The 13,601-nt window shown below is 57.5% G+C and carries 8 protein-coding genes; 7 read left to right on the top strand and 1 reads right to left on the bottom strand.

Features of this window, described 5'->3' with window-relative positions:
- The coding region (locus G7009_RS27110) for a hypothetical protein (protein ID WP_181133349.1) at window positions 1-247 on the bottom strand (247 nt) is incomplete at its 3' end.
- Window positions 248-449: 202 nt separating this feature from the next.
- Between G7009_RS27110 and G7009_RS27105 the strand changes: the two genes are divergently transcribed.
- The 7 genes from G7009_RS27105 to G7009_RS27075 all read left to right on the top strand — a co-directional run.
- The gene (locus tag G7009_RS27105; protein ID WP_181133348.1) at window positions 450-2,942 is read left to right on the top strand and encodes an Ig-like domain-containing protein; all 2,493 of its coding nucleotides are present in this window, start codon (window positions 450-452) and stop codon (window positions 2,940-2,942) included.
- 231 nt (window positions 2,943-3,173) lie between these two features.
- A complete protein-coding gene (locus tag G7009_RS27100; protein ID WP_181133347.1) occupies window positions 3,174-5,027 on the top strand; it encodes a hypothetical protein in 1,854 nt (617 codons plus the stop codon).
- 98 nt (window positions 5,028-5,125) lie between these two features.
- Window positions 5,126-7,636: an Ig-like domain-containing protein gene (locus G7009_RS27095; protein ID WP_181133346.1), complete on the top strand. Its 2,511-nt coding sequence runs from the start codon at window positions 5,126-5,128 to the stop codon at window positions 7,634-7,636.
- Window positions 7,633-9,879 carry a hypothetical protein gene (locus G7009_RS27090; RefSeq protein WP_181133345.1) on the top strand — a complete coding sequence of 749 codons (2,247 nt, stop codon included), beginning with the start codon at window positions 7,633-7,635 and terminating at the stop codon, window positions 9,877-9,879. Before G7009_RS27095 ends, G7009_RS27090 begins: the two co-directional genes overlap by 4 nt.
- Window positions 9,876-12,773 (top strand): hypothetical protein, encoded by a 2,898-nt coding sequence (locus G7009_RS27085; RefSeq protein WP_258198068.1) that lies wholly within the window; start codon window positions 9,876-9,878, stop codon window positions 12,771-12,773. Before G7009_RS27090 ends, G7009_RS27085 begins: the two co-directional genes overlap by 4 nt.
- A gap of 60 nt (window positions 12,774-12,833) precedes the next feature.
- Window positions 12,834-13,316 (top strand): hypothetical protein, encoded by a 483-nt coding sequence (locus G7009_RS27080; protein ID WP_181133344.1) that lies wholly within the window; start codon window positions 12,834-12,836, stop codon window positions 13,314-13,316.
- Between the two features lie 38 nt (window positions 13,317-13,354).
- The coding region (locus G7009_RS27075; protein WP_181133343.1) for a hypothetical protein at window positions 13,355-13,601 on the top strand (247 nt) is incomplete at its 3' end.

Raw genomic sequence — 13,601 nt, 5'->3', positions numbered from 1 at the left:
ATCGGCGCTCGCGGTCCGGGTCGAATTGCGACAATTGCAGGTTCCAGCCCTTGCCATAGCCCGAGTCATGGAGGTTGAGCGGGCTGTAGCGCAGCGCCAGGTCAAGTTCGGGGCCGAGCAGGTCGTTTCCTGACAATTTAGGCAAGTCTACGGAAAGTGTGTACAGCCCTGTTCGAGGGTCTACGCCATTTTGCATATGGCTCAAGAAGTTCAAAGCATTGGAATTCACATTGGATGTCGCGGTCATGAAAGGTTCCTCACGTGCAGGGTGGCTGCGAGCCCTGCGACACGCTAACAAGCTTCCTGACTATTGCCACCTGATAAAACTGCTAGTTTCGAGCGGTGTTGATCAGGTGTAGAAAGTCCCTTGGGAAAGCCTGAATGGGCGGTTGTTTGTATAACTAAAATATATTGGCAACTCCGCTAATCCACTGTCGAGGGCCTTCGTCATGGCAGACTATTCACTTGCCGAACTCGTTGAATGGATGACGTTGGAGTCACGGCTGTCCAAGTGGGGAATGATCTCCTGTATGGATCGGAGCGTACTCAATACGCTACTTACTCAGGAATATATACGGCGGTTCAAGACTACCTCCTGTCTGCCACCCGTGACGGGCAGCATTCCGAACGGTGATCGGCGCTTTGCCCTGAACGGTTTCACACTCAACCGGCCTCAGCTGTCGTTTGAGAACGTCGCCCTCAACGATTCCAAAGCGCGCTTGCGCATGAATGTGGTCGGCGGCACTCAGCTCGGGCTGAAAAACGTGGCCGGGGATTGGTACACCCAGGAGATTCGAGAAACCAGCCCGCTGCAAGGGCCCGAGCTGAGCCTGAACCTGAGGCTGGATGAGGTGCCCGGGACGGTCGGCGAGCGGGGGGAGCTGCGGCTCGACCTGAAGCGCAGCGATGACTTCCGCATGACGATATCGGATGATCAGACAGACCAGGTGTTGGTGGGGGCGTACTTCCAGCAGAAATTCGGCGCGCTTCCCGAGGAGCAGCGGGCGTTCCCAATCGGACGCATCGAACGGGGCGCTAGCGAGGTGCTGCGCCCTCAATCGTTCCTTATGCGCACTCAGGCACGACGCCGGACGGCAGATGACCCGGAAGGAGCAGTGCTCGGCTTCATTCGCTGGGAAGGCGATACGGAAGGCGAGATACCTCGTCAAGATTCGGACTTCAGGTATCTGATACCCAAGGACGGCGATCATTCGGCCACCGTGCTGTTCGAGCCCAATAGGGTGATGACGGAGCGACTGGTAAGGCAAGTTAAGGGAATGGGCGAAGATGTCGAGTTTGAGATCAGGAAACAAAGTAATAGCCTAACGGCTGTCGCTAAAAGGGGGAACATTCGGTTTCCGCAGCAGGATTTCTTGTCGATCGAGTTCGAGATCCCTCTTCAGTATGGTTTATACCTATACCCGAAAATCGATTACAGAGTGTTCGATGCCCATCTGGATATAGCGGCGGAGGGGCTCGTGGTGACCCAGGAAGATGACACTTTCACGGTCGGATGTGCCTCTCGTGGGGTGATCACTTGTCAGATTCTCGACCTGGACGATCGTGATGGATACCTGAAGCCGCTGCTTGAGCAACTCGGGTTTGATTTGACAGATTTCAAGAAGCCTGTAAAAGCAGGTTTCATGGCTGAGTTCTCTTCTCGATACGAATTCGAAGATGCCGAGGGCGGTCGTCTAAAACAGCTTGGGTTTCAGGCGGTACTACACCAAGACGAACTGCAGTTTGGCGAAATAACGCCCCCCGATATCCCGCCGGATAATTTTCCCGAATGGCTGATCGAGTTCATGCAGATCCTGATGCGCGTGACAGTATCTGGCATTACCGAAGCTATCGGCAGCAGCGATAGCATCAGTGCTTTCCTGCGCGGGAATCTGCAGAAGGACTTCGCGTTTGCTCCCTCCATCAAACCCTTTATACAGGACATCATCAAGCTCAATTTCGGCAACACCATCGTCGGTGAAGAGCTGCATTCCCCCCGTGACATCGCTTTCTTCGGTCGGGTCAACCCTGAGCCAACTCGGTTTGTCGTAAATCCGGTGGAGCACAACCTGGTGGCGGGCACGACCCAGCAGTTCGCCGCAGTACCGGCCGCCAGCAACCTCAGTTGGTCCGCGGAGCCGGTGCTGGCTACGGTGTTGGACGAGCAGATCGGTACCATCGATCCCACCACCGGCCTGTACACGGCCCCGGCTGCCGACACGTTCGAGGGCCCCTTCGTGCGGGTACGGGTCACTGCCGTCAATCAGGACAAAAGCTTCAGCAGCTCGGCGTTGATCACCGTGCTCAAACGCGCCCTGCAGGTCAACCCATTGGCCTATGTGGTCCAGGCCAAAGGCAAGGTGAACCTGGAGGCGGGCTACCTCGGCGATCCCGGCAAGCTGCGCTGGGCGCTCAAGGATCCTGCGCAAGGGGGCGTGCTGGCAGGCGCTGGCCTGACAGCGGTCTATACCGCGCCCGAGGTCATGCCGCCCTCGGACCCCGACGACCCCGAGAACTCGCGTGTCGCCTACATCGTCGAGGAGGTGGAACTCAGCGAGACGACGGGTGGCCTTGCTCAGATCGGCGTCGTGATCGCGGAAAGTGGGACCAAAACGCCCATGCTGATCACCAAGGCCGTGGATCTCGCCGCGGGCACAGTCGCGCTTCAAGGTGTGATCAACGGCTATCCACAGGCTCAAGATAAAACCACCTGGGCGGTGCGATGTGGACCTGGTTCGATCGATCCGAACACCGGGGTCTACACGCCAGGCTCGACAGGCGAACACGCATTTGCGTTGCTCACCGCAACCTTTGATACCGGGTTCGTTGGCGTCTACGAGGGCTACGTGCTGCAACCGCTGCCGCTGGCGAGATTTGAGGATGCGGTGCTCGGTACCGGCGTTTATGAGGTACAGCCTACTGATCAGCAGGATAAGCAATAATCGATAAAACAATATCGACGCTGGTCGAGTGAGGGTAGGCAAGCATTGACCTACCCGGCTGCAGATTAAATATCGGTGTGCATGGTGTCGCGTTTGATAATGGGCGACGCGCACGGGCTACCTGGTAAAACTGCTAGTTTCGGCGGCTAACTCGCGGGTGTAAAACATACTCATGGTGATTGACCCTCAAGGGGTCGGCTAAATGAACGATACGGCGCAGGAGGCTGCCCGATGAATGAAATTATCCAAACGCCTGGCATTAGAGAGGAAGAGGCTGCGCCCGAAAAACTGGCACTGCCCTTGCCATCTGTCCCATGTTTGGACGGCGATTCCCTTGACCTTGAAAAGTTGGACAAAGCGGACCTGCTGACTTATATAAAGTATGACGGTATCGAAATCGGTGATGAACTCTGGCCGCAATTCTTCGGTCGTGGCTCTCTGGGGGAGGTTGTCGATCGGGAACGAACACCGCTTGTTATTCAGAAATTGGAAGAGGATGGAAGTTTCCAGGTCGCTCTGCGCAATAACTTACTTGTGCGGCTGGATCAAGGGATCGCTTTCTATTCCTATGCCAGAACGGTAGGCACTGGCGAGGGGCAAGGGGGAAGACGGCTCCAAGATCAGTCGCCACGGCTTCTGTTTTATGTGAACAAGCAGGCCCCGCTTTCAGAGCAATTACCCGTGCCTCACTTCAAGGACAGTGACGGGTTGGTGGTCGACCGGGCTCGGGTGACCGGGAACGGTACTGTGGTGGTCGGCGCCTACCCGGCGATGGCGGTAGGGGACACAGTCAAGCTCACCTGGAAAGACGCCTACATGAGCGAGACTTTCTCCAAGGTTGTGACGCCCGAGGATCTGGGTAACCCGCTGGCATGGGTGATCGACAGTTCATACCTTGAAATGGCAGGGGGCTGGTGCGAGATCTCCTGCTCCATCGGCTATGCCGATAGCGACTCGGTGAGCCGGTCCCCCACTCAACACCTGACCCTCCTCACCGGCAACCCTGCACAGCTTCCGAGCTTGCCGCCACCCGATGTGGAAAATGACTCGGGCGAGCATCTCGACCCGAGCGAATTTCCCGATGGGCTGATGGTCGAGGTCGCCGATTACGGTATGCAGTACGCTGATGAGGTGCTGTTACACGCCTCGGGCACGGCCACTCATCGGGCCAGCCTGAGGGTCGAACGCACGGTGCTGGACAGTGGCCGGCTGCGGTTCGTTATCGCTCCCCAGTGGTTGCAGGACAATATAGGCAAGACGGTCAGCCTGACCTATCAGTGGGCCAGAGCAGGCGCTGCGGCGGACTCTGCAGCACTCGAGCTGACCTTGCGCAAGCCGCTGGACCTGAAATTGCCGGTCATCGATGAGGTAACCCCCAAGGATCCCGAACCACCGGAGTTGCCTGACCCTGACATCGAGCAATACGGTTTCATTAGCCCCTTTAAATTGTTCTTGGGCGCCTACGTCGAAGTGCCTAGAGAGGCGCAAACAAGTGGCGGCAAGCTCACCATGTACTGGGACGGCTATGGCGAAAGGGGGCAGTACAGTACCCGCGAGCCTGTCTTTGGCAATAACCTTCGCTACCACATCCCCCCTGCGGCGGTGCCCGCCAATCTGGGCAAGCGTCTGAAGGTGTATTACACGGTCGAAATGCCGGAGAAGGCGCCGCAACGGTCGCCTGTCTACGGCCTGAGGATCGAGGATCTGCCCTCGTCGAGCTTCGAATCCATTCAATGTCCTGATGCGCCAAACGGAAGGTTGTCGCTGCAGGGGGTGAAGGACGCTGTGAGATTCATATTGACCTCGAACAGCTGGAGGTTCTTCGATCAGGGCCAGATTGTACGGGTGTATATAACCGGTAAGGGCAAACCCGAATATGCACCGCTGCCGCCCGAAGTAATACGCGATAACGTTCCCGTTAGCGAAGATGAGTGGAACGAAGGCGAGCTGGTCATGCGCCTCTCGAGGGCATACCTCGATAAGTTGGAATTGAACAATGCCTTTGAGGTGTATGTAGAAGTCAGCTTTGATGGCGGGGATAACTTCAAGAGCATTGCGCCTGCGGACATCCAGCTGGTGGCGTGAGCACCCCGTTGTGTTGGCATGAATTCCTTTGATTTATTTTTGCATGTTATTTCTAGTCGCATCATGTTGGCTATTTATTTATATTGAGGATGCAGACAATGGCAGACTATTCGCTTGATCAACTCATCGAATGGATGAAGTTGGGATCACGCCTGTCCAAGTGGGGGATGATCTCCTGTATGGACCGGACTATACTCAATACGTTGCTTACGCAGGAATACATTCGGCGGTTCAAGACAACCTCCTACTTACCACCGGTCAGTGGCAGTATTCCTAACGGTGACCAGCGCTTTGCCCTGAACAACTTCGCACTCGACCGGCCGCGGCTGTCGTTCGAGAACGTCGATCTCAACGATTCCAAAGCGCGCTTACGCATGAACGTGGTCGGCGGCACGCAGCTGGGGCTGAAGAATGTGGGGGGAGTCTGGTACACCCGGGAAGTTCGCGAGACCAGCCCGTTACAAGGGCCCGAGCTGAGCCTGAACCTGAGGCTGGGTGATGTCCCGGGTACTGTCGGCGGGCAGGGGGAACTGCGGCTCGACCTCAAGCACAGCGATGACTTCCGCATGACGGTATCCGATGACCGGATCGAACAGACGTTGGTGGGGGCGTTCTTCCAGCAAAAATTCGCTGAGCTTGCCGATGAGAAACGTGTGTTCCCCATTGGGCGCATCGAGCAGGGCGACAATGAGCTGTTACAGCCTCAGTCGTTTGTGATGCGCACCCAGGCACGCCGCCGGACGGAAGATGATCCGGAAGGTGCAGTGCTCGGCTTTGTTCGCTGGCAAGGCGATAGCGAAGGCGATATCCCCGGCCCGAATTCGGACTTCAGGTATCTGATACCCAAGGATGGCGATCATTCGGCCAGCGTGCTGTTCGACCCCAAGCGCGTGATGCTGGCGCAACTGTTGCGGTCCTTGAGCGAAGTAGCACAAGGTGTGGAGTTCGACATCACCCGCGACAGTGAAAACCGGCCGACGGGGGCGACGGCCAAAAGCGGAAAGATGCAAGTGCCTGAGCAAAGGCTGTCGCATGAGTTCGATGCTGACAACATGCGTTTGATCGTCGACCTGACAGTGTTTGCGATCGACATGGAGATGGACAGAGTACTGAACGTGAGCCTGGAGGGTGACACGGTCGAGATCGAATGGACGCTCACCGGAGTGCTGGCTGTCCAGCCGCATGACCTCGACAGCAAGGATGGGCGACTGAAACCCATGCTTGAAATGTTGAAGTTTGATCTGAGCGATTTCAAGAAGCGCGCCGAGGACACGTTTGAGTATGTGGTCAGGTCGTATTACAAAATGGAGGATGTCGAGGGAGGGCGCCTTAAACATATTGCGTTTGAACTGATAGAAATCAAGGCGCCGGCACCTGCAATTGGCGAAATAAAGCAACCACCCAGGGAGGAAATACCTCCAGAGGACTTGGCCGCTTACTTAATCGTAGTGGCAATCCTAGCCTATCCGCTTATCGCAATCGCGATTGCGATAGCCGCAATTTTCAAAGCAGTCAGTGAGCTTGAAATCCCCAGTGTCGAAAGCATTCTGCGCGACTCACTGGAGAGAGACTTCGGCTTTGCGCCTTCCATACAAGCCTTGATCCACGACACCATCAAGCTCAATTTCGGCAATGCCATCGTCGGTGAAGAGCTGCATTCTCCCCGTGACATCGGCTTCTTCGGCCAGATCAACCCTGAGTCCACCCGATTTGTCGTAAACCCGTTGGAGCACAACCTGGTGGCGGGCACGACCCAGCAGTTTGCCGCAGTACCGGCCGCCAGCAACCTCAGTTGGTCCGTGGAGCCGGTGCTGGCTACGGTGTTGGACGAGCAGATCGGTACCATCGATCCCACCACCGGCCTATACACGGCCCCGGCTGCCGACACGTTCGAGGGCCCCTTCGTGCGGGTACGGGTCACTGCCGTCAATCAGGACAAAAGCTTCAGCAGCTCGGCGTTGATCACCGTGCTCAAACGCGCCCTGCAGGTCAACCCATTGGCCTATGTGGTCCAGGCCAAAGGCAAGGTGAACCTGGAGGCGGGCTACCTCGGCGATCCCGGCAAGCTGCGCTGGGCGCTCAAGGATCCTGCGCAAGGGGGCGTGCTGGCAGGCGCTGGCCTGACAGCGGTCTATACCGCGCCCGAGGTCATGCCGCCCTCGGACCCCGACGACCCCGAGAACTCGCGTGTCGCCTACATCGTCGAGGAGGTGGAGCTCAGCGAGACGACGGGTGGCCTTGCTCAGATCGGCGTTGTGATCGCCGAAAGCGGGACCAAAGCGCCCATGCTGGTCACCAGGGACGTGGACCTCGTCGCGGGCACGGTCGCGCTTGAGGCTGTGATCAACGGCCGTCCACAGGATCCCGATAAAATCATCTGGGCGGTGCTGTGCGGACCTGGTTCGATCGATCCGAATACCGGGGTCTACACGCCAGGCTCGACAGGCGAACACGCATTTGCGTTGCTCACCGCAACCTTTGATACCGGGTTCATTGGGGTCTACGAGGGCTACGTTCTGCAACCGCTGCCACTGGCGAGCCTGGAGGATGCGGTGCTAGGCACTGGGGTCTTTGCGGATGCGTACGCTGATCGGAGGGCTGAGCAATGAGCAACAGTACAACATCGGCATTGACCGAGTGGATGCAGAAAAACCCTGACCTGCTGGGCTGGGAAAGCATCACCGCGGTCCCATTGGCGCAGGCCAATCGGTTGTTGAATCAGTCCAATATCCGCCGTCTGAGCCTGGGCCAGGACATCAATAGTCTTTCTGGCGCCATCGAGATGGAAATGTCGGATGTCGCTTATCACCTGGCCGACTATCACCTGTCGGTGCAGGCCCTGAGCGTCAGCCGTGCTTCTTACGACACCGCGCGAATTGACATGCTGGCGCACCTGCAAGGGGGCACGCTGGTCAAGGCCGAGAAGCCTTACAAGGTGCTGAGCCTGTCGGTTCACGACGCCTTGGATCGTCTTGCCGTGACGCTGGAGATGTACCCTCAAGGCAAGGATGGCGCGTTGATCATGGACATTGCCAAGGGTGAGAACGTACGCCTGGCCGTGACCGAGGATCCTGCCGGACAGGCCCAGGCGGGGAGCTGGCTGCAAGGACAACTCGAGCGGCAAGATCAGGAAAAACGCGATGTTGTACTGGCTGAGGGCGCGGCCGATTCCCCCGCTTTGGGCCTGGGCACGGCCGCCCTGCGCACCCAGACAGGGCCTGAGGGGCCGGCCTTGCTGGTATTTGCTTCTTCACAGTCTGGTCGAGGTGGCAGTTTCCCTGGCCAGAGCACTGGCTTTCCCAACTTGCTTGCGCAGTGCCAGCCCGATGAAGCCGCTCAGTTGCTGAATATGCGCCTGTTGCATCGCAACAGCTTCCGCAAAGGCTTCACCGAGATGCTGGTGGGCGGGCGATTCGAGGAAATGAAGGATGAAACCGGCATGCTCACGGGGCTTAGTGCCGAAGCCGGTGAGCTGCGAATTCCCGCTACCCATTACCAGAGCCGTGATTATCTGTTCAACGGCGAAGCCTTTCAGCTGCACACGGCAGGGGGGCTAGTGGCCAGCTTCGAGCAGAATGCAGCCAGTCAGCGCTGGCAGGGGGAATGCAGCATCGCATTCAGTTGCCTGCCCAATGACGCCGATGTCCCGCTTGAGTTCGAAGCGACTTTCGAGCTTGACTTGCCCCATCGCTTCTATCTTGTGGCTTCAACGGAGCCTGACCGAGGGATGTTGGAAGGACAATTCTTCGCGCCTTGGCCGCATGCGCAGGAGGCGAGGGCAGTGCGTGGCCTGCCAGATGAAATCGACGATGAACTCAAAGCGCAGGCCGAGGATTTCGCCGCTCATGCGGTCAAGCAGGCAATCCTGATCGCAATGGCGAAAACGCTCGATTCCCGGTCGCCGGAGCAGTGGGTGGAAAGCTTACAGATCGGGGGTGCTGGTCACCTTCAGGCAACCGCCTTCGAGCATTCTGCTGCCCTGGCGGTATTTGGCCCGCTGCGCGCCGGAGCTGCGTTCGGTATCGACAATGATGATGTGAAGTTGCTTGCTGGCGCGCGCCATACCTTCGTCGTCGAGAATCCTCCTGAAGGTGAGTTGACCTGGTCGCTGCGAAGCCTTCCGGGTGGCCCATCCAACCCGGGGACCATTGACCAAGGCGCCTATCGTGCCCCCCCAAAGCACACCCTGCAGGGCCGCTCGGGTCACGTATTGGTGCAGGTCAGCGATGGCAAGGGTGCTCAGGCTGCCGCCATCGTCACGGTACTGCAGAACGAACTGACGGCAAATCCCTTTATCACGACGTTGCAGGCGAACGAAGAGCGGGTATTGACGGCCGCGGCCTTGGGCGATGTCGAGGTGCAGTGGGCGCACGCTAATGAGGTTCCGGGTGAAAGCGGTGAGCTGACGGAAGAAGCGCAGGGGCGGCGTTGTCGCTACAAGGCCACGCCTGCGGTCGAAAATAAAACCTACGTGCTAGATGAAATCCACGTGCGGAGCGCCGGTTCCGACGAGGCACAGAGCCTATATGTACTGGCCATTCAGCGACTGCCTGGACTGGTTGTCACCTTGGCCGAAGAGCCGCGCGGCGATGCCATGCAGTTCGTCGCCTATCTCAACGGCAGACCGTTCGCCGCGAAGTGGCGTCTAGGTGCGGGCTCAGGGCAAATCGACGAAGCGACCGGGCTCTACCAGCCAGGAAGCGGTAACCAGGCGCCTGGCATCCTGGTATTTGCAGAGGTCGATACCGGTGGCCTCGGCATTTTCGAGGGGCACCTGATCATGCCGCTGGGCATCGCCCGTTTCCCCGCCTTGAGCCGCCAGATGTTGGCCGCGCCAGCGAAATCCGCATGATGCGCATCGATCATTTTCAGGAGGACTCGACCATGTCCGGTAATTCTCTCGAACAAGTGCTTGCTCGTATGGACAGGCGCAACGTCACGCTGGGTTGGGGCGCGATTGCGGCATTCAGCCGCTCGCGACTGAACGACCTGCTGCGCGAGCAATACCTGCAGCGCCTGAGTACCCTGCGTTTTCTGCCTTTGCTCAACACGGATGTCGATCATGACGACTATATCCGTACCCGTAGCGTGTTGAGGAAACTGGAGTTCGGCGCCCCGTTGCTGTCCTTCAACACGGCGTCGCTGAGTGATTCCAGAGCGCAGCTGACATTCCCGATCGTGGCGGGCACGTACCTAAGCCAATCGCCCCTGGCAGAGAACCTGTTGACGCGCTTCATTATCGATGAGGCCATGGGCTACACCTTGGTGATGGACATCGATCTGAAGTTGGTCACCGGTGAAATCGACCGGCGTGGCCGAGTGACGCTGGATCTTGCCCAAGCAACCGAGTTTCGCTGCAACCTGGCTGGGCAAAACGAGAAGATCAATAGCTTGCTCGCCGGTGCCATCAAGGAACACTTCAGCCAGTTGCCACACCACCGTGGCCGGTTTGAGCTCGGTATGCTCGACTTCGACGGCTACACCCCGCTGACGCCAACACACTTCATCATTCGCACCCAGGCTGCACCAGGAGCCAAAACGCTGGGTGCGGACAATTACGGAGATGGCGCTGTCCTCACGTTCATCCAGTTGCAAGCCAACAAAGCACCGGGTGAGCTGCCCGCGTCCAATTTCCCGTACCTGATCCCGGATGATCGCAACGCTGATGACAGCGAGCGTTACACGGCAACCTTGGTCGTGGACAAGGAACTGCTCAAACATGTCACGGATGAACGCGTGGACGTGTTGACCTCTCTGCTGTTCCCGCAATCACACGCTTTCGTCGAGCGGGAGCGGCACACCCCCCATGACCTGGCGATTTTCGGCAGCATCGAGCCGTTACCGAGTGTGTTGAGCATCGATCCACCCTTTCAGGTGGTGCGCGCGGGTGAGCGACAGCAGTTCACTCTGCATGACCAGACAGGCAAAGTGGTAACGGCTACGCGCTGGTACGCTTCCAGCCGGCAGAGTCATTCTGCGGCAGGGGATGGCGAGATCGATGGCAACGGGCTTTACAGCAGTGTCACGGCGCAAAGCATCGGCTACCACAGCTTGACCATCATGGTCACCGCCGAATACGAGGATCAAAGGGCCACCGCGCGGTTGCTGGTTCAATTCGAGCCTACCCAGGTCGCGCCGCGGGTGGCGGTGTTCACACCGCAAACGCCAATGGACTTGGGCGCGATCATGCGGGGTGGCGAGACCATCGACTGGACACTGCTGGGTGCCACTCGTGGCCAGCTCAATCGCAATCAGGGGACTCGGGTTACCTTCCAGCCCGAAACGGTTGCCAGCAGGCGCCAGCTCAGTGTTCAGCAAGTACAAGCCAAAGGCAAAGAACAACGCCAATCGGCGCTGGTGATGCTCAATGGTCTGCAATCGATGGTCATAGAACCTGCGCGGGTCAAAAACCTCGAGGGTGGTCAAACCCTCCAGCTGGCTGAGCGCGATCCAGCCTTGCTGCCCGAAGCACGGCGGCGCTGGGAGCTGATTGGCCCAGGCACGCTGGATGAGAACGGGGTCTTTACTGCGCCTTCGGGAGACCAGCAGGGCACTAGCGTAGTGACCTGTAAACTGGTGCAGAACGGGGTGGTGCTGGCGGCTGGCTATAGCCTGCTGGAAGTCGGCGAGGACGAACCTCAGCCAGAGTCGTCTTGGACCGAGATCGCAAGTTACACAGTGAGTGTGCCAGGGGGGGATAGTAATGCAACGAAGAGGCAACTTCTCAATAACGGTTTTCAGTCATTGCGCTTGCAAGTGGTCATCAAGACCCAGAAGGCCCCGGATGGCAAGTACTATCGGCTGAGTGCCGATGAGCGTGCCAGCATCGGCTTGAACTTTGAGATTTCAAAGGCGCGCGTGATGGCCTTGGGCGATGAAGATCCGAGCGAGGGTATTGAAAAGGGTGATCCGAACCTTTGGCAGACCCGCCAGTTGCCCAACCGCTTCCAGCTCGCCTATGGGCAGTTGGCCGAGCCTGCCAATGCAATGCATAACGAAGAGGCTATCACCCGTCAGGATATTTACCTGCATTGCGCAGATCGAGCGGGGCTTGCCACCAAGTTTTACAGCAGTTTCTACGTCGATTTAGGAGGGACAGAATCGTCCAATAAAAGTGAAAGTGAAAACACCCGGATAGAAATCATACCTAAAGACGTACCCGATGCCAGCGCTTTCCAATATAGCTGGGAACGCGTGCGGGTGGAGGGCGGCGTCGGTAGGCCCGAGGATCCAGGCGATCCCGATTTTGATTATTACCTGAGAACGATTGACTACTGGAAACTGAAGGTTATCGGCAGCCGGTTCGTCACCTGTCAATTCTTACCCCTGACGGCGGCGGATGATCCTGTCAGTACATCGATGATTCGCTGGGAAAGCGAGAATTCTCTGGAAATCATGTTCAGTTTTACCGGATATATATTCAGGGATGCACTAGAGACGTTCGACACCAAAATCCAGTTCGACGAGGATCTGAAGACGCTGATGAAGGGGCGTGAGGAACTGGACAAGACTGTGAATACAATGGTGTTTGAGACAGGCTCCTTGGTGATCACCAACCACCGAGTCCCGGACTTCAATGTGATTGCGTCAGACAACGGTGGGCCTCGTGACAGGCTATCGCGCCCTGTCGCGGTTTTACTACGGGACCATCAGGGCAATCCGCACTACCGGCAGATTGATTTCCGTCCAAGTGACCAGATCGGGCACAGGAACTATCTGGAGCAATCACTGTTCACTCCCGTCTAGGGCAGGCGAGTTGCCTGGCGACAGGCGATTCATTTGGATATGGGTCGAGGAAACGCTGTCATGAATAAAATCACAGTATCTGTTGTGAGCTGCCTGTGTGTCCTGCTGTCAGGCTTCGAGGCCGGGCACAGTGCAACACCGGTCATTAAAGATTCGGCATATATCTATTTCACGGGTAAAAATGACCAGGATGAGCCTGGCGGAAAAAGTTGCAGTCTGCCGATTGAGAGGGGTGACACGCCTATGGGCGATACGGCCTGCAAGAATGACGAGGTTTATTATTATCGGTTTGATAATGTGCCCTCGGCCACCCTTATTACCCTGGATGCCGAGAATGAATGCCGGGATGCCAGTAACCCGGGTGATTGGCAATTCACCTTGCGGTCGTATATCAATCCGACAACCACGGGGTGGCGAAAGGTCTCCGATCTGCAGAGCCTGAAGTCAGGCGATATCGTCACCGCCGGCGTGATGTATGAGCAAGGTTATTACAAAAAGGGCGACGTGGCTGGGAAGTTGTCGTGCGTCAGGATTCAGTACTGATTTACTGAGATCCCTGTATTTTTGAAGAGGAAAAATTCATGACTGCGTCAACTTCCGTGCATTCCAACGCCTTCAACTTCATGAGCTACCTGAACAGCGGCGTGGACCCGCGTACCGGTTTGTATACGCTGGCTATCGATTTTCCGACCGTTACAGGTAACGACCTGCTCGGCCCCGAACTTGACCTGGCGCTGCGCTACAGCCCGCTCAACCTCCATGACTCGGGCTATGGCAAGGGCTGGAACCTGCAATTGTCGCAATTCGACCCGGACCGCGAGCGCCGAT

Source organism: Pseudomonas capeferrum, from assembly GCF_013523055.1.
Classification (GTDB): Bacteria; Pseudomonadota; Gammaproteobacteria; order Pseudomonadales; family Pseudomonadaceae; genus Aquipseudomonas; species Aquipseudomonas capeferrum_A.
Note: the sequence above shows the minus strand (reverse complement) of the source record. Positions and strands in the feature narration are given on the sequence as shown.

Excerpts from the sequence above, each read along its gene's own strand:
- G7009_RS27095 (WP_181133346.1), top strand. The coding sequence starts at position 5,126 with ATGGCAGACTATTCGCTTGATCAACTCATCGAATGGATGAAGTTGGGA.
- G7009_RS27085 (WP_258198068.1), top strand. The coding sequence starts at position 9,876 with ATGATGCGCATCGATCATTTTCAGGAGGACTCGACCATGTCCGGTAAT.
- G7009_RS27105 (WP_181133348.1), top strand. The coding sequence starts at position 450 with ATGGCAGACTATTCACTTGCCGAACTCGTTGAATGGATGACGTTGGAG.
- G7009_RS27100 (WP_181133347.1), top strand. The coding sequence starts at position 3,174 with ATGAATGAAATTATCCAAACGCCTGGCATTAGAGAGGAAGAGGCTGCG.
- G7009_RS27080 (WP_181133344.1), top strand. The coding sequence starts at position 12,834 with ATGAATAAAATCACAGTATCTGTTGTGAGCTGCCTGTGTGTCCTGCTG.
- G7009_RS27090 (WP_181133345.1), top strand. The coding sequence starts at position 7,633 with ATGAGCAACAGTACAACATCGGCATTGACCGAGTGGATGCAGAAAAAC.